Genomic DNA, 16,899 nt, shown 5'->3' with positions numbered 1-16,899 from the left:
TCGCCTCAGTTCTGCAGTCGTACTGCGTAACCGGCGCCGTCGAAGGCCGTCAGAAGTTCCGCCTTGTTGTCCGGACCACGCGTCTCGACGGTGAGGAAGACTTCCACTTCGTCGAGCGCGAGTTCGCCACCGGTACGGGAATGGATGACATCGACCACGCTGGCGCCGTTCGCTCGAACCACTTCCAGCAACGAGACCAGTGCGCCCGGCCGATCGTCGATGGTGATGTGAACGCCGAGGAACCGTCCGGCCGCTCGCAGACCGTGCGAGATGACGTGCGTGAGAAGTAGCGGATCGATGTTGCCGCCGGAAAGCACGGCGCACACCGGCCCTGTCAGTCCCAGCTCCTCCGGAGTGCAGGTCATCAAGGCCGCGACGGCCGCGACGCCGGCCGGTTCGACGATGAGCTTGGCGCGTTCGAGGCACAGCAGGAGCGCTTTGGACAGCGCTTCCTCGCTGACCGTCACCACGGCGTCGACATGGGCGGCAACTTCGGCGAACGGAACCTCGCCCGGGCAGCCAACGGCGATACCGTCTGCCATCGTGGACATCGACGCCAAGGCGGTCGGCCTCCCGGCTGCCAACGACGCCGGCCAGGCAGCCGCGGTCTCGGCTTGCACTCCGACGATGCGGACCTGCGGGCGCACAGCTTTGACGGCTGCAGCCACTCCCGCGATCAAACCGCCGCCGCCGGTGGGAACGAGGATCGTGCCGACCTCAGGCAGTTGCTCGAGGATTTCGAGCCCCACAGTCCCCTGCCCCGCCACGACGTCCTCGTGGTCGAACGGGTGGACCAGAACTGCTCCGGTTCGGTCCGCGAATTCGCGAGCGGCCACGAGCGCTTCGTCGACAGTCGAACCGTGCAGGTGGACCTGAGCTCCATATGCCTTGGTGGCCACCAACTTCGGCAGCGGCGCACCCGTCGGCATGAAGACGGTCGACTTGATTCCCAATTCTGTTGCAGACCAGGCAACTCCCTGCGCATGGTTACCGGCACTGGCCGCCACCACGCCCGCTGCCCGTTCCTCTGCGGAAAGATTGGCAATGCGGTTGTACGCACCGCGCGGTTTGAAAGAGCCGGTGCGCTGCAGATTTTCACATTTCAAACTCACGGCGAAGCCGGTGGTTTCGGACAACACTCGCGAGGCCACGACCGGGGTGCGTCGCATGACCGGGGCGAGCAGTTGCTGTGCAGCCTTTATCTGTTCGAGATTCACGCATGCCTCCAGAAAGTGCGCCTCCACACCCTCGTGAGGTGTGAAGGCGCACTGCAGATTCGAAGTCGAATTACTGTAGAGCGAAGATCAGGACAGCGCTTGCTCGATGTCGCCGACCAGATCTGAGGCGTCTTCGATGCCGACCGACAGGCGAACCAGATCGTCGGGAACCTCGAGAGCGGAACCGGCCGTCGAGGCGTGGGTCATCGCACCGGGGAATTCGATGAGGGATTCGACTCCGCCGAGAGATTCTGCCAGCGTGAAGATCTCGGTGCGCGAGCACAGGTCGAGAGCTGCCGCCTTGCCGCCCTTGAGGCGGACGGAGATCATGCCGCCGAAGCGTCGCATCTGCTTGGCCGCGACCTTGTGCGACGGATGCGAAGCCAGTCCGGGGTAGATGACGCCGGCAACCGCGGGGTGGCCGTCGAGCAATTCGACGACCTTCTCCGCGTTGTCACTGTGACGCTCCATGCGCAGCGCCAGTGTCTTGATTCCGCGCAACGTCAGGAACGCGTCGAAGGGGCCGGGAACGCCGCCGGATCCGTTCTGCAGGAAGGCAAACGCGGTGTCCAGTTCTTCGTCGTTGCAGACGAGAGCGCCACCGACCACGTCGGAGTGTCCGCCGATGTACTTGGTCGTGGAGTGCAGCGCGATGTCGGCACCGAGCTGCAGCGGCTGCTGCAGGTACGGCGAGGCGAAGGTGTTGTCCACCACGATCTTTGCGTTGCCCTCGTGGGCGACCTCGGCAAGGAGCTCGATGTCACCGATATTGAGCAGCGGGTTCGTGGGCGTCTCGACCCAGACCAGCTTGGTGTTGGACTTCATCGCCGCGCGCACCGCATCGACGTCGGACACCGGAGCCGGGGTGTACTCGATCCCCCACTGCGTGAACACCTTGTCGATGAGACGGAAGGTTCCGCCGTACGCGTCGTCGGGGATGACCAGGTGATCGCCGGGTCGAAGTACCGAACGGAGCAGGCAGTCGGTGGCCGCCATTCCCGAACTGAACGCTCGGCCGTAGGTTCCGGATTCGAGCGCGGCGAGGTTCGCCTCGAGTGGGCGACGGGTGGGGTTACCCGTTCGCGCGTACTCGAAGCCACTGCGCATTCCACCGACGCCGTCCTGGGCGAAGGTGGAACTCGCGTAGATCGGCACGTTGACCGCACCGGTCAGCGGATCGGGTTCGTAACCCGCATGCACCGCTTTCGTGGAGAAACCCTGCCAGCTGATGTTGTCGGCCTTGCTGCGTTGCTCACTCATGGTCCCCAGCCTAATGGCGCCGGTGCCGGCGCAGGAATCCGAACTCAGGAATCCGAACTCAGGAAACCCAGGAGATCGTGGCGCGTGATGACACCGACCGGCTTGCCGTCGTCGACGACCATGAGTGCGTCGGTGTCCCCGAGCGCCTTCGTGGCAGCCGAGACCGGCTCGCCGGAACCGATGAGCGGGAACGGCTTGCTCATGTGCTTCTCGACGGAATCCGCAAGGTGCGCACGGCCTTCGAAGACCGCGCTCAGCAGATCCCGCTCGGACACACTTCCGGCGACCTCGCCTGCCATGACCGGCGGTTCCGCACCCACGACGGGCATCTGGGACACGCCGTACTCGCGCAGGATCTCGATCGCGTCGCGCAGGGTCTCCGACGGGTGGGTGTGAACGAGGTCCGGCAGCTCGCCCGACTTGCCACGCAGAACGTCGCCGACGGTGGGGACGTTGGTCTTGCCGTCGAGTGGGGTGCGCAGGAATCCGTACGACGCCATCCACTGATCGTTGAAGATCTTGGACAGGTAGCCGCGGCCACCGTCCGGGAGGAGGACGACGATCAGGGCGTCGGGGCCCTCACGCTTGGCTACTTCGAGGGCAGCGACGACGGCCATACCGCAGGAACCGCCGACCAGCAGTCCCTCCTCGCGGGCGAGGCGACGCGTCATCTCGAAGGAATCGGCATCCGAGACGGCGATGATCTCGTCCGGGATGGACGGGTCGTATGCCGACGGCCAGAAGTCTTCGCCGACGCCTTCGACCAGATACGGACGACCGGTGCCGCCGGAGTAGACGGAGCCCTCGGGGTCTGCGCCGATGACCTTGACCTTGCCGCCCGAAACTTCCTTGAGGTAGCGGCCGGTGCCGGTGATGGTGCCGCCGGTGCCGACGCCCGCGACGAAGTGCGTGATCTTGCCGTCGGTGTCGGCCCAGATCTCGGGGCCGGTGGTCTCGTAGTGGCTCTCCGGTCCGCCCGGGTTGGAGTACTGGTTGGGCTTCCAGGCGCCGGGGATCTCACGGGTGAGACGGTCGGAGACGCTGTAGTAGCTGTTCGGGTTGTCCGGCGCGACGGCCGTGGGGCACACGACCACCTCGGCGCCGTAGGCGCGCAGGACGTTGCGCTTGTCTTCGCTGACCTTGTCTGGGCAGACGAAAACGCACTTGTATCCACGCTTTTGCGCCACGAGCGCCAAGCCGATTCCGGTGTTGCCCGAGGTCGGCTCGACGATGGTGCCGCCCGGCTTCAGTTCACCCGAAGCCTCGGCTGCGTCGATCATCTTGACGGCGATGCGGTCCTTGGAGCTACCGCCAGGGTTGAGGTATTCGACCTTGGCTGCCACCGTGCCGAAGTTTTCGCCCGTGACGGACGTGAGCTTGACGAGTGGGGTGTTGCCGATGAGGTCGACGACGTGTTCCGCGATGCGCATTCGTCCATGTTCCCAGATGAAAGAAAACGGTGCGCGCGGACGTCGGGCGAAGGTGGTGCAATCCGGCTAGATTGGCAAGTGTGAGTCGAACCGGACTGAAAGCGTCGGTGGCCACGGTGGTGGCCGGATCGAGTGCAGGCACGCTCTCCTGGTTGGGCTACAACTATCTGATGTCGCAGGCGGGGGCGGCCCGCGGGGTGATCGGTCGCAATATCGCCAAGCCACCCGAGGCGGACGGGGTGTACGCGCCCGGCGCCGACAACCCGGAACTCTGGTGGCGGGCCGTGCCCTTCGATCTCCACTTGATGATCTTCGGCGATTCGTCTGCGGCCGGCGTGGGCGCGCTGACGGCCTCGGAAGTTCCGGGTGTTCAGGTCGCGAAGCTGCTTGCGAGTGAAACCGGGAAGCGAATCCGTTTGAGCACCAAGGCCATCGGGGGCGCCACCTCCCGCGGGTTGAGTGGGCAGGTCGACGCCATGTTCGTCGCCGGTCCTCCCCCGGACGCTGCGGTGATCCTGATCGGCGCCAACGACGTCACCGCCAAGAACGCGATTCACGCGTCGGCTAAACGCCTCGGCGACGCGGTTCGACGCTTACGCGAGAGCGGCGCCGTCGTTGTTGTCGGCACCTGCCCGGATCTGGGGGTGGTCACGGCGATCCCGCAACCTCTGCGCTCCGTGGTGCGCGAATGGGGCCATCGCCTCGCACTCGCCCAGGCGGCCGCGACCAGAAACGCCGGGGGTCATCCCGTTCCACTGGCCGACCTGCTGGCCAAGGAATTCCTGGCCTCGCCCGACACGATGTTCTCGGCCGACCGTTTCCATCCGTCCGCGGCCGGATACGAACTCGCGGCGAAGCAGATCGTCCCGGTTCTCGCGTCGGCTCTGGGTGAATGGCAGGGTGGCCCGCTACCCGAACTCCCCCACGTCTCGGAGGCGGCGCAAGCCCGCACCGTCGCGGCCCGACTGACGGCGGCGGCAACCCAGTGGAAAGCCTTCGCGAGACGCACCAAACCTGCAGGTCAGCGCCCCGACGTCAACTGAGTGAGACTGCGTGACCACCATCTGGGAGCGGCAACGTAAATTGTAAGTCGAAGCTGCATTCAACTTGCCCTGCTCGACGGCGTTTCAAGCCGCCCTCGAGCAGTACACAAAAGGAGTTTTCATGCCCGAGGCAGTAATCGTCTCAGCAGTACGGTCGCCCATCGGCCGCGCAATGAAGGGTTCGCTCAAGGACATCCGCCCGGATGACCTCGCAACTCAGATGGTTGCCGCCGCGTTGGCAAAGATCCCCGAGCTCGACCCCACCGAGATCGACGACCTCATGCTCGGTTGCGGCCAGCCCGCCGGTCAGTCGGGCTTCAACATCGCCCGCGTCGTCGCCGTCCAGCTCGGCTACGACTTCCTCCCCGGTGTCACGGTCAACCGTTACTGTTCCTCCTCGCTGCAGACCACCCGCATGGCGCTGCACGCCATCCGCGCAGGCGAGGGCGACGTCTTCATCTCCGCCGGCGTCGAGTCCGTCTCCAGCTTCATCACCGGCAACGCCGACGGCCTCCCCAACACCAAGAACCCGCTCTTCGACGCAGCGCAGGCCCGTAGCGCCAAGCTCGCCGAAGGTGGAGTCGCCTGGACCGATCCTCGCGAAGAGGGCCTGATCCCCGACGTGTACCTGGGCATGGGCCAGACCGCCGAGAACGTCGCTTCGGCCACCGGCATCACCCGCGAAGACCAAGACCGCTGGGCAGTTCGCAGCCAGAACCGCGCCGAGGAAGCCATCGCGCGCGGCTTCTTCGAGCGTGAGATCACGCCCGTCACGCTCGCCGACGGCACCGTCGTCTCCAAGGACGACGGCCCCCGCGCCGGCACCACCTACGAGGGCATCAGCGGCCTCAAGCCCGTCTTCCGCCCCGACGGCACCGTCACCGCCGGCAATGCCTGCCCGCTCAACGACGGCGCAGCCGCACTGGTGATCATGTCCGACACCAAGGCAAAGGCACTCGGCCTGACCCCGCTCGCTCGCATCGTCTCCACCGGCGTCTCGGGCCTGTCCCCCGAGATCATGGGCCTCGGCCCGATCCAGGCCGTCAAGAACGCCCTGAAGATCGCCGGCAAGTCGATCTCCGACATCGACCTGTTCGAGATCAACGAGGCATTCGCAGTGCAGGTCCTGGGATCCGCTCGCGAACTGGGCATCGAAGAGGACAAGCTCAACATCTCCGGTGGCGCGATCGCGCTGGGTCACCCCTTCGGTATGACCGGTGCCCGTATCACCAACACCCTGATCAACAACCTGCAGGAGCAGGACAAGACCTTCGGCGTCGAGACCATGTGTGTCGGCGGCGGACAGGGCATGGCAATGGTGATCGAGCGCCTCAGCTGATCCCCTGAGCACGTCGAAAGCGGCCGCCCGGCTTCTGCCGGGCGGCCGCTTTCGTGTGGTCGGGTTTCAGGTAGTCGTGAACTTCCGAGCAAAACTCCCCAACTCGCGAATCAACTCTCGCGCAGCGTCGTCCTCACGCTGCACGGCAGCGCGAGCTTCGTCCGCCCATCCGTGACGGAGCAGTCGTTTGGCGGCAAGGACTGCCGGTCCGACGTTGGCGGCAATCTGCTCGGCACTCCCGCGGGCGCGTGCCTGTACCTGGTCGGCCGGCACGGCGGCTGTCGCCAGTCCGTAGGCGGCAGCTTCGACGCCGCTGAGCCACCGGGCCGACAGGATCAGCTCGGCGGCTCGCTGCGTTCCGATCACCTTGGGCAGCAACCAACTACTGGCAGCTTCGGGAGCTGTACCCAGCGAAGTGAACGGTGCACGCAGACGTGCGTCCTCGGCAACGTAGACGACGTCGCAGTAAAGCAGCATGGTCAGGCCGATGCCGACGGCAGCGCCGTGTACCGCGGCGATCAATGGCTTCGGGAACTCCACCAGCGCGACGATCAGCGGCGCGAATGCGTGGCCGAAGTCGGCGTTGTCTGCGCCTGGTTCGGCGAGTGCGCGTAGGTCGACGCCACTGGAAAATGCCTTGCCTGCGCCCTCGACGATCACCACGGCCACGGCTTCGTCCGACGCCGCGTCGTCGAGCGCTTTGGTGAACGCTCGAAAACCGGCTGCATCAAATGCGTTCAGGCGACTCGGATTATTGAGGGTCAGCGTTCGCACTGCTCCGGCATCCGCGACCAGGATGGGTTCAGAGGTGTTTGTCGACATTCGCTCCCCTTCGTTCCAAACCAAGCAGTTGCTAGGTATCCAAGCACCGTAACCGTCCACAGACGACAAAAGAAGGGCCCCTCGCGGGGCCCTTCTTCGTGTTACGGATCGACTCGAGAACTAGTCGTTGTTGAAGTAGCTCAGCAGACGCAGGATCTCGACGTACAGCCAGACCAAGGTGACGGTGAGGCCGAATGCGACGCCCCAGGCTGCCTTCTCGGGCGCCTGTGCACGGATCAGCTGATCAGCGGCGTCGAAGTCGAGCAGGAAGCTGAAGGCTGCGATGCCGATGCAGACGAGGCTGAAGATGATGGCGAGCGTTCCGCCGTCACGCAATCCCAGCCCGCCGTCGACGAAGAAGCTCGCGACGAGGTTACCGAGGGCCAGAACGACAACGCCGATCAATGCGCCGATGATCATTCGCGTCAGACGCGGTGTCACCCGGATCGCACCGGTCTTGTAGACGACCAGCATGCCGAAGAACACGCCGAACGTTCCGAGGACTGCTTGCGCGATCAGTGCGGATCCGCCGACGCCACCGAATTGAATATCAGTGAACATGAACGACAGCGCACCGAGGAACAGACCCTCGGCGACGGCGTACGCCAACACGATTGCCGGGTTGTCCATCTTGCGGCCGAACGTAGCGACCAGAACCAGAACGAGGCCGACGAGACCGCCGCCGATGACCAGCGGGGCTGCGAGGTCGGCGTTGTTGTTGACCAGGAAGTACGACACCAGTGCCGAGATCGTCAGCACACCGAGCGTGATGCCCGTCTTGGTGACGACGTCGTCGATCGTCATGGCCCGCGAGGTGGGACCGGTCTGGTACGGCTCGGCCGGAGCGTACTGCGGCTGACCGAACTGCTGGGTTGCCTGCGAGGCGCCCGCCGTCGCAGATCCGAACGAGGCGTATCCGTTGCCCTCTTGCTTGGGCAGATTGCGGAACACCGGGTTGCTGGTGGTGCGCACCGTGATCATCCCTTCATCGTGGTGGCCTACGACGGGTGCGTCGCGGGTTCGCCGGACGGATCCGAGTTTCCGACACGGTCCGTGTACCTGACTAAAAGTAAAGCACTCGTAATTTACAACGTCGAAGCTTCGGTTGTAGTTCCCGGCGCATTTCCGGAAGATCAACACTCGTCGACACTCGTCCCTTTTCGATACTAGGACGGTTTGACCGACTTCATCACGATGAACTTCGCGTTCTTCGCCATCGCCTCGCTCGGACCCACCGCGGCTTTCAACGGTTCGCGATACCCCAGATGCGCGTTGTGAACAGTCCACAACTCGCCACCGGGACGCAGGACACGGCCGGCAGCTTCGAACATCTTGAGTGCTCCGCCGGTGTGGACCGCCGCGCCGACGTGGAACGGCGGGTTCAACAGAACCAGATCCGCGCTCGCACTGGGCAACGAACTCACGGCGTCGTCGCGCAGGCCGCTCACTCGATCGCCGACGCCATTTGCGGACGCGGTCGCCAGAGCCGAAGCGACGGCTGCCGAGGACTGATCCGTTGCGATCACGTGCACGTCCGGGAACTTCCGCGCGATCGCCGCCGCGAGAATACCGCTGCCACAACCCAGGTCGATCACGTCACTCAGCGGATCGACCGCAATCTTTCCGAGGTTCTCCAGGAGCAACCGGGTGCCGATGTCCAGGCTCGCACCGGCAAACACTGCGCCGTGAGCAACGACGTCGAGGTCGAACTCTTCCAGGCGCTCGGCCATCGGGAACGTGACGACGACCTCGGCCTTCGGTTCCGAAGCCTTGAGTACGCGGGACTTCTGACGCCCACGCGAGGCGCTGACGTCGGAAAACGATTCGCCGAGAACCTTGTTCATCGCCGGGGTGATGTGCTTGTCACGCCCACCGGCGAAGACACGAACCGCCGGGTCGGCGTGAAGCGCGATCAGCTGGGCGATCTCGGCAAGTTCGGCGAGGCTACGCGGCAATTGCATAAGCACGACGCGGGCGCCGCTGAGCAACTCCTCGTCCAGTCCGTGCGAGGTGAAGGCGTCACTGAATCCGAGTTCGCGCGCATTGTTCGCGAGGGCCAGCTCTCCGGTGAGCGGATCCTGGTGAACGCGCACGGCGGCGATTCCGTGCACGAGCGCAACACCGGCAGTCAGCGCACCGTAGTGATCGCCGATCACGACGACGGTGCCCGCCGGTGCCGCGGCAAGAGCGTCGGCGGCCTCGTCGAGGATCAGACGATCAGCCGCATCGACGGCAAAGAGATTGGGTGCCTCGACATCGGGGAATCGGCGCAGACGATCGAACAGTTCGGGTGTGTCGGACATGCCACCAGTCTTTCAGGTGGAACTACGCAACACTCAATCCCCCGACCAGCAGGTGATCAGTTCGACATCCCTGTCAGTTCGACTTCCACTGCACGACGTTGTCGACGGTTTCGCGTTCGGTGCGGAATCCGTTCACCGGGTGGTCGGTGTCGGGGTACCCGAACGAGATCGCGCAGACAACCTTGCGAGTGTCGTCGATACCGAAATGCTCGTGAATGAACTTGGAGCTGCCCGCGAGCGCCGCCTGCGGGATGGTGGCGACCCCCAGACTCTGGGCCGCGAGCAGGAAGCTGTTCACGTACAACCCGCAGTCGACTGCGCCGTAGGTGCCCAATGCCTCGTCGGTGGTGATGATCGCGACGTGAGGAGCGCCGAAGAGCTCGAAATTCTTCATCGTCTGTGCCGCGGATCCGGCGCGGTCACCGTGCTCGATTCCGACGCTCGAATACAGCGCCATCGCGCAGTCGAACCGACGCGACTTGTAGATGCCCTGGTACGCGCGCGGGAACTCGAAGTCCGACTCCTGGGCGTTGGCCATCACGTACTCACCGAGGCCGGCGCGGAATCGCTCGGTGCCCTCCCCTTCGGTGATCGCGACCTGCCACGGTTGCGTGTTGCACCACGACGGCGTCTTCTGCGCCAGCCGAAGGATCTCCTCGATCACCTCACGTGGCACCTGACGGTCCTCGTAGGCGCGGCAGCTGATCCGGGCGTCGAGCAACGCTTCCAGGCTCGTATCCACGACGATGCTCTCGGTCATGTGTTCTCTCCTCGATCAGGCTGCACTACAACACTTCGCACGATAGAACTACCGCCTCGACGCAATCGTCAGCGGGTCACCTTTGCGAAGGCCGACACCAGCTCGCCGAACTCTGCCATCGCCGCATCCGGATCCGGATCTACTGCTGCCAGCGCAACCAGCACATCGGTGGCACCGGATTCGAGCAGCTGCTCGGCGCCGATCATCGTCGCCGGGAGGTCGATCGAACCGTCGGACCCGCGTACGACGGTCAGTCGCCCACGGACCTGCAATTCCGCTGGATCGCGTCCGAGATCCGCCATCGCTTTGCCGATGACGTCGATCCCTTCACGTAGGTCGTCGTCCGCGGCACCCATGATCGGAATCCACCCGTCACCCCAGGTTGCAACGCGTCGTACAACGGCCTTGGAGAGTGAACCGGACACCCAGATCGGGATTCCAGCGGCCGGACGGGGCGCGCAGTACACGTCGTCGAACTTCAGACGAGGGGTGTCGATGCTCGCCGGCGCCGCACTCCACAGGGCCCGGCACACTGAGAGAGCGTCGTCGAGCAGTGGTCCCCTTTTACCGAAATCCATACCTGCCGCCTCGTATTCACGTTCCTGCCAACCGGTTCCGACGCCGAGGTCGAGTCGGCCACCGGAGAGCAGATCGAGTGTCGCGGCCGTCTTGGCCAGTACCGCTCCCCCGCGCAGCGCCGCGATGACGATTCCTGTCCCCAAGCGAATTGTCTTCGTCTGTCCGGCAACAAAAGCCAGGACGGTCAGCGGCTCGAGCCAGTTGGCGTCGGGCTCGGTGGGGAACGCCGACCACGTGTACGCCGAGTTGTCCGAGCCCATCACCACGTGATCGGTGACGAGGACCCGGTCGAAGCCGGCAGCTTCCGCGCTCTGACAGACCTGCACGAGTTTCGCGTAGGAGTCCTCCCCGAGAGTGGTGCCGAAGTTGGGAACGTTCAGACTGAAAGTTGTCATGTGTCAAGCCTTTCGGGGCCGGTTGGTCCAGCCACCCTCTTCTGTGGGGAACCAGCCTCCGGCAGCGTGCGAGCCGCCGTCGACGTGGATCACGGTTCCGGTGATGTATCTCGCCAGGTCGGAAGCCAGGAACAGTGCGGGGCCGGCAATGTCGACCGGCTGGCCCGGTCCGCCCAACGGTGCCCACCCCGGCCACTTGTCCCAGTCGTCGGCGGGAACGATCGTGCGATACGGCACCTGTACCGACTCGATCAGATCCGGGGCAATGGCGTTGACGCGCACTCCGGTTCGACCGATCTCCACACCAAGGCTCCTGGTGAACTGTGTCAGCGCGGCCTTGTATGCCGAGTACATCGTGTGGCCCGGGATCGCTCGATGCGCCTCCACCGTCGTCAGGTTCACGATCGATCCACCCAAACCGCGGTCGATCAAGCCGGGAAGCAGGGCATGGGTCAGACGCACGACGTGATCGAAATTGATGCTGCCGGCCTCGGACCAGAAACCGGGATCCGTACCGGTGAACTCTGTCGGCGGGTTCAGGAAATGACCCACGTTGTTCACAAGGACGTCCGGGGCGAACTCGGTCAACGCGACGGGGACTTCCCGCGTCCGCACGTCGTACTCGAGATAGTTGATCGAACCACCTGCAGCCGAGTCGAATTCGACGTCGCCAAGAGGAGCCACATCGACAACCAGAACTGACGCGCCATGCGATGCAAATGCTCGAACAATCGCTGCGCCGATTCCCTGGGAACCGCCTGTGACCACTGCCTTCTTACCCACCAACATCGGCCCTGGGGAGTACGCCGATCCGACCACCACGAAGACACCCTTCTGCAGTTCGATGTGAAGCACTTCGGCGTACCGTCACACATCGAACGGCAAAACGGGCGCAAAGTTCTCACTCAGTGGTAGCCGCGACACCCCACCTGCTCGAACCGCCGAGTCGCCCATTCAAATAGTGCGGAATCTCGGCTGCCCGTATCGGCATTCCCTCGAGGTACCCCTGGATCACGTCACATCCGCACTCGGTCACTATCGCGCGCTGCCTCTCCGTCTCCACGCCCTCGGCGACGGTGTCCAGCCCCAGAGACTTGGCAATCGCGATGACGGCTCGCAAGACAGCGAACCTCGAATTCGAGGGATCCGCGTCCAGCGGTGCGACGAACGCCCGATCGATCTTCAACCGATCGAGCGGCAGCCGGGCCAAGCTGGCAACCGAGGAGAACCCTGTGCCGAAGTCGTCCATCGCAATGGCGATGCCGAGCGCCGAGAGCTGTACCAACACATCTCGGTCGGCGTCGTCGATGACCAACGATTCGGTCACCTCGATCTCGAGTCGGCTGGGGTGGAGGTTCACCTCGATCAGTGTCCGGCGTACCGAGTCGACGTATCGACTCGAACGCAGTTGCACCTGAGAAACATTGACGGCAACCCGAATGTCCTCCGGCCACGTTGTCGCCGCCGTGCAGGCAGCCCTCAGAACACCTGCACCGATCGGCACGATCAAGCCGGTTTCCTCGGCGACCGAAATGAAGTCTCCCGGCGAGACGAGACCTGAAGTCGGATGGTTCCACCGCAGCAGAGCCTCGAACCCGACAACAACTCCAGTCGCGGCCGAGACCTGTGGCTGATAAACCAACTCGAACTCTTCGTCGATCAACGCACGACGAAGATCCAACAGTGCCCTAGCCCTACCCGTCGCACGATCCCGCAAAGTCGCATCGAAGGCGCGAATCTGGTTCCGACCGCTCTCCTTTGCGTGGTAAAGCGCGAGGTCCGCGACAATCACCAGGTCTTCGAGGCTGTCGGCGTCGTCGGGCATCGAGCCGTACCCCAGACTGGCACGAATGCGAATCTGGTTGCCGACCAGTGAAAATGGTCGTTCGAATGAGTCGAGAATCGTTTGGAATCTCTTCTCCACCTCATCTGCACTCCCGATGTCGTCGAAGGCTAGGTCGTCGAAGGCGATGGCGAACTCGTCACCCCCCAGTCGGCCACAGATCTCGTTCGATCGCAGAACGCTGTGCAGTCTGCCGGCAACATCGCGAAGCACGTCGTCTCCGATGTGGTGTCCCAACCGGTCGTTGATCGACTTGAAGTTGTCCAGATCCAGAATTGCCAGCCACACCCTGTGTCCGTCCCGAATCCGCGAAGACAGTTGAGCGTTGAAGCTGTACCGATTTCTGAGACCGGTCAACGAATCGATCTCTGCCAATCGCAAGATGTTCTGGCGCTGGTGATACGAGTGCGTGATATCGGATCCGACACCGCGCCACCCGTAGGTCGCCCCATCGCCACTGCCCGGGTGACCTGACATCGACCACCAGCGAGTATCGCCCCGAACGACGACCTGCATGGTGAGGTCCCGAAACGCCGTCCCGGCTTGAAAATTCGCGGCGAGGAGATCAAGGGACTTCCTGCCCACATCTGTTCGGGACGCGCCGATCCCGATCAGGATCTCGTGCATTGTGCGGCCCCGAATCTGTGCTGCCGGCAAACCGACCTGCTCGGCGAAGCGATACGACACGGTACTGGCGATACCGCGCGAATCGGTCTCCCAGAGCCAATCCTGTGCTCCGTCTTCGAGATCGTTGAGCAACAACTCGACGAGATCTCGTTCGTCCTCGGCTATCAGTTCGGCGCGTAGCCGTCTCTCGAAAAGTTTGGCCAACAGCAAAGTTCCGCTGTAGAGCGAACCTACAAAGACGACCAGCACCCCGATCAGCACGAAACGCGATGTGCCCGGTTCCGTCCAGAACGCCCCGGCCAACCCGACTCCCACCAGGCTGATCCAGACCACAGTGATTCCGCGAAACATCATGGTGGGAAACACGCCGACCGCGATCCCACCGATCAAGGTCGAGCTCAGTACCAACTCGTCACGAGGATCGAGCATCGGGAAGAGAACGAGAGCCAAGCACGCCAGGAGCACTCCCCAGACAATGATTTCGACTGTGAGTACCACCAGTTCGGTGGTCTGGGACTCGGAGACGCCGAGACGCGAGCGCCGGAGCCAATACACACTGAATCCAGCGCTCGACAACAGCATGACGCTCGACCAGGCGAAGGTGAACCATCCGGCATCCACCGGCAGAAGCACCACGATCGCTGACAAGGCAACCGCCGCGGTCAGAAACGACCACGGCAGTACGCGCGCGGTGAACCGCAGTCGTCGATCGAGTAGGCGACGGCGATCGTAATCCGAGAGGTGTTGTTCCGTGCCGCTGCGACCGAGTTTGCGCACCGACGTCCCGACGCGACGCCTACGGAGTACTGCCGGGTCATCCACGTCGGCCTGCTACCGCCGCTGCGACCGCGTCGACCGACATGGCTCCGCCGGCGATGTATCCCTGAACAGTCCTCACCCTTGCAGCGGCCACGGACTTCAAGTCTTCCTCACCGTCGACTCCCGAGACGACGACCTCCATTCCCAATGCGTCGACCAGATCCACGACAGCTTCGAGGATCGACCGTCCACCAGGCACTGCACCCGAAATGGAGCGTTCTATCCGGACTCGGGTGAACGGAAGGCCGGACAGTGATGCGAGCGAGGAGAATCCGGCGCCGAACTCGTCCACGGTCAGCGCGATTCCCATGTCCGCGATGGCGTGCAACGCAAACTTGGACTCGTCGGTGATCGCCGATGATTCGTTGAGTTGGAGCTCGAGCTGATGTGCACTGACACCTGATCGTCGAAGCGAGTCCCCTATCGCGACGACAAAGGAATCCGATTCGAGCTGACGCGTCGATACCGCGACGGCTACCCGCAGGTGATCAGGAAGGCGGGACGCCGCCTCGCAGGCCAACTCGAAGACGGTAGTCCCCAGTGAGTACGCCAAACCGGTGTCGTCTGCGACGCTCATGAATTCGGCGGACGTAACGGCACCGAGGCGGGCGTTGTGCCAGATCACGCGGACTTCCACGGCCACGATCTCGCGGGAAACCACGTCGATCCTGGGCAACAGCTCGAGTTCGAGGTCCTTCTCCGCGACAGTGTTTCCCAGATCTTCGAGCAGGCGGGCCCGCCGATCGGCCACGGACTTCATCGAGTCTCGATATTCACGTACGGCCCCGCGCCCGGATTCCTTTGCCGCGAACAAGGCCAGGTCCGCAGCGCCCATCATCTCGTCGGCGGAGGACGGCAGCTCGTCGGGGAGGTAGTACCCGATGCTGCATCCGATCTCCAACCGCGTACCGGCCACTGTGATCGGCTCGTGCAGAGTTTCGATGTAGCGGCCGAGCAGAGTACGAACTTGTGAGCTGTCACCCACATCGGTGAAAAGAACCGCGAACTCGTCTCCCCCCAGACGTGCGAACAACTGTGACACCCCGCCGGCTTCGGACAGGCGATCCGCGACCTCTCGCAGAACCGCGTCGCCAACGGTGTGTCCCAGTGTGTCGTTGACCGACTTGAAGTTGTCGAGGTCGAGCATGGCCAACGCGAGACCACTTTCGCTTGTGTACGGCTCGCGCAGCAGTCGCTCAAGCTCGGTCCAGAAGCTGTGCCGGTTCGGCATACCGGTGAGTGCGTCCACACGACCCATCCGCACGATCTCGTCACTCTGCAGTTTTACTTCCGTGACGTCGGAACCGACTCCTCGCCAGACGAACTCGTCGGGTGTACGGCCGGGGCGCGGGCGTCCGGAGATCTGCCACCACCGAATTTCACCGTGAACTCGGACCGGAACGAGCACGTCGACGAATGCGGTCTTCGTGTGGCGGGCCTGCTGCAACTCCATGAGCGCATCGATCCCGCCGGGGATCCGTAGGGTGCCCAACTCCATGAACAGGTCCTGCCACGCCGTTCCCTGCAACTCGGTGGAGTCCAGCCCCGCTTCGACCGCGAGCCGCGTCGGGATTCGGTTGAACTTGCCTTTCTGGTCCGTCTCCCACACGAAGTCCCCGGCGTTGCCTTCGAAGTCTTCGAGAAGCATCTGCACGACCGATCGTTCCGACGCGGCGCTCAATTCAGCTCGATAGCGAGATTCCAGGTTGCCCGAGACCACTATCGTGCCGCCGATCAGAGCCGCGCCATAGGCGATCATTCCAATGAGAATTCGTTCGAACTCGGGTCCCGGCTGAAGCCAGAATGCCACCCCGAGGATTATCAGATTGGACAGGACCCAGGTGACCCCCACCACTCGCAACATCGCGGTGGCCACGGCTCCGGCACCGGTGATCGATGTGGTGACCGCTATCAGGATCAGATCGCCGGAATCGTCCAGGATCGGGTACAGGACCAGGGCGAGCGAGGAATACAGGATCCCGACTACAGCAAATTCGACGATGAGAAACGCGTAGGACATCCGGTACGTGGGTGTGATCAGGTTGAAATGAATGGCGAGACCCACGCACATCCCCACCAACCCGATCACGCCGGACAGAAATGGCCACAGGCTTGGTAACAGTCCGCTGTCCGGCGGAATCACATACAACGTCAGCCCGAGTGTGACGACGAGGTGGACGGCAGCGGCCCATGGCAGCACGCCGAAGGTGACGGCTATCTGCTCGCGAGTGACGTCATCGCGCTGGGCGGGCGTCAGTCTTTCTCTCTGGTGGGGTTGAAGAAGAGACAGGACTGACATCTCTTACCTCCCGCTCCCACGACGCAATCGAATCGGACGTCCGACTCAGCAATTCTCCCGTAATTGGGCACTGCGGTGTCAACCAGTACGTCCGACCTATTTCGGAGTCAGGTCTGCCCACAGACACAGTAATCAGCAAACTGCTGGTCTGCCGGAAGTTGGT

At 63.5% G+C, this 16,899-nt stretch carries 13 protein-coding genes; 2 read left to right on the top strand and 11 right to left on the bottom strand.

Translation table 11 applies throughout. The annotated features are described in order from the left end of the window. Positions 1 to 5: 5 nt before the first annotated feature. From ilvA to G9U53_RS26965, 3 genes are all read right to left on the bottom strand, one after another. On the bottom strand, positions 6 to 1,169 hold the full coding sequence (gene ilvA / locus G9U53_RS26975; RefSeq protein WP_242692799.1) for a threonine ammonia-lyase: 1,164 nt from the start codon (positions 1,167 to 1,169) through the stop codon (positions 6 to 8). A gap of 135 nt (positions 1,170 to 1,304) precedes the next feature. Next, positions 1,305 to 2,477: a cystathionine gamma-synthase gene (locus tag G9U53_RS26970; RefSeq protein ID WP_003943272.1), complete on the bottom strand. Its 1,173-nt coding sequence runs from the start codon at positions 2,475 to 2,477 to the stop codon at positions 1,305 to 1,307. Between the two features lie 44 nt (positions 2,478 to 2,521). Continuing rightward, positions 2,522 to 3,907 (bottom strand): cystathionine beta-synthase, encoded by a 1,386-nt coding sequence (locus G9U53_RS26965; RefSeq protein ID WP_003943292.1) that lies wholly within the window; start codon positions 3,905 to 3,907, stop codon positions 2,522 to 2,524. A gap of 71 nt (positions 3,908 to 3,978) precedes the next feature. Here G9U53_RS26965 and G9U53_RS26960 point away from each other — a divergent pair, with 71 nt between their 5' ends. Both G9U53_RS26960 and G9U53_RS26955 read left to right on the top strand, forming a co-directional pair. Continuing rightward, positions 3,979 to 4,950 carry an SGNH/GDSL hydrolase family protein gene (locus G9U53_RS26960; RefSeq protein ID WP_042448870.1) on the top strand — a complete coding sequence of 324 codons (972 nt, stop codon included), beginning with the start codon at positions 3,979 to 3,981 and terminating at the stop codon, positions 4,948 to 4,950. A gap of 121 nt (positions 4,951 to 5,071) precedes the next feature. Further along, the gene (locus G9U53_RS26955) at positions 5,072 to 6,289 is read left to right on the top strand and encodes an acetyl-CoA C-acetyltransferase (RefSeq protein WP_019744600.1); all 1,218 of its coding nucleotides are present in this window, start codon (positions 5,072 to 5,074) and stop codon (positions 6,287 to 6,289) included. 66 nt (positions 6,290 to 6,355) lie between these two features. Here G9U53_RS26955 and G9U53_RS26950 read toward each other — a convergent pair whose 3' ends face one another. The 8 genes from G9U53_RS26950 to G9U53_RS26915 all read right to left on the bottom strand — a co-directional run bounded on the left by G9U53_RS26950 (position 6,356) and on the right by G9U53_RS26915 (position 16,736). Continuing rightward, positions 6,356 to 7,111: an enoyl-CoA hydratase/isomerase family protein gene (locus tag G9U53_RS26950; RefSeq protein WP_165639613.1), complete on the bottom strand. Its 756-nt coding sequence runs from the start codon at positions 7,109 to 7,111 to the stop codon at positions 6,356 to 6,358. 120 nt (positions 7,112 to 7,231) lie between these two features. After that, positions 7,232 to 8,083, bottom strand: a complete 852-nt coding sequence (locus G9U53_RS26945) for a Bax inhibitor-1/YccA family protein (protein ID WP_007728810.1) — start codon at positions 8,081 to 8,083, stop codon at positions 7,232 to 7,234. Between the two features lie 194 nt (positions 8,084 to 8,277). Beyond that, positions 8,278 to 9,414 carry a methyltransferase gene (locus tag G9U53_RS26940; RefSeq protein WP_165639612.1) on the bottom strand — a complete coding sequence of 379 codons (1,137 nt, stop codon included), beginning with the start codon at positions 9,412 to 9,414 and terminating at the stop codon, positions 8,278 to 8,280. Between the two features lie 73 nt (positions 9,415 to 9,487). After that, a complete protein-coding gene (locus G9U53_RS26935) occupies positions 9,488 to 10,174 on the bottom strand; it encodes a nitroreductase (protein ID WP_083058226.1) in 687 nt (228 codons plus the stop codon). Between the two features lie 68 nt (positions 10,175 to 10,242). Further along, the gene (locus G9U53_RS26930) at positions 10,243 to 11,148 is read right to left on the bottom strand and encodes a TIGR03619 family F420-dependent LLM class oxidoreductase (protein ID WP_165639611.1); all 906 of its coding nucleotides are present in this window, start codon (positions 11,146 to 11,148) and stop codon (positions 10,243 to 10,245) included. Positions 11,149 to 11,151: 3 nt separating this feature from the next. Continuing rightward, on the bottom strand, positions 11,152 to 12,003 hold the full coding sequence (locus tag G9U53_RS26925; RefSeq protein WP_007728815.1) for an SDR family oxidoreductase: 852 nt from the start codon (positions 12,001 to 12,003) through the stop codon (positions 11,152 to 11,154). 46 nt (positions 12,004 to 12,049) lie between these two features. Then, entirely contained in the window at positions 12,050 to 14,440 is a 2,391-nt protein-coding gene (locus G9U53_RS34275) for an EAL domain-containing protein (RefSeq protein WP_165639610.1), read from the bottom strand. After that, entirely contained in the window at positions 14,433 to 16,736 is a 2,304-nt protein-coding gene (locus G9U53_RS26915) for an EAL domain-containing protein (protein ID WP_233405558.1), read from the bottom strand. The genes G9U53_RS34275 and G9U53_RS26915 overlap by 8 nt, the downstream gene beginning before the upstream one ends. Positions 16,737 to 16,899 lie beyond the last annotated feature (163 nt).

It is taken from the genome of Rhodococcus sp. D-46 (assembly GCF_011290655.1).
Lineage (GTDB): Bacteria > Actinomycetota > Actinomycetes > Mycobacteriales > Mycobacteriaceae > Rhodococcus_F > Rhodococcus_F qingshengii.
Note: the sequence above shows the minus strand (reverse complement) of the source record. Positions and strands in the feature narration are given on the sequence as shown.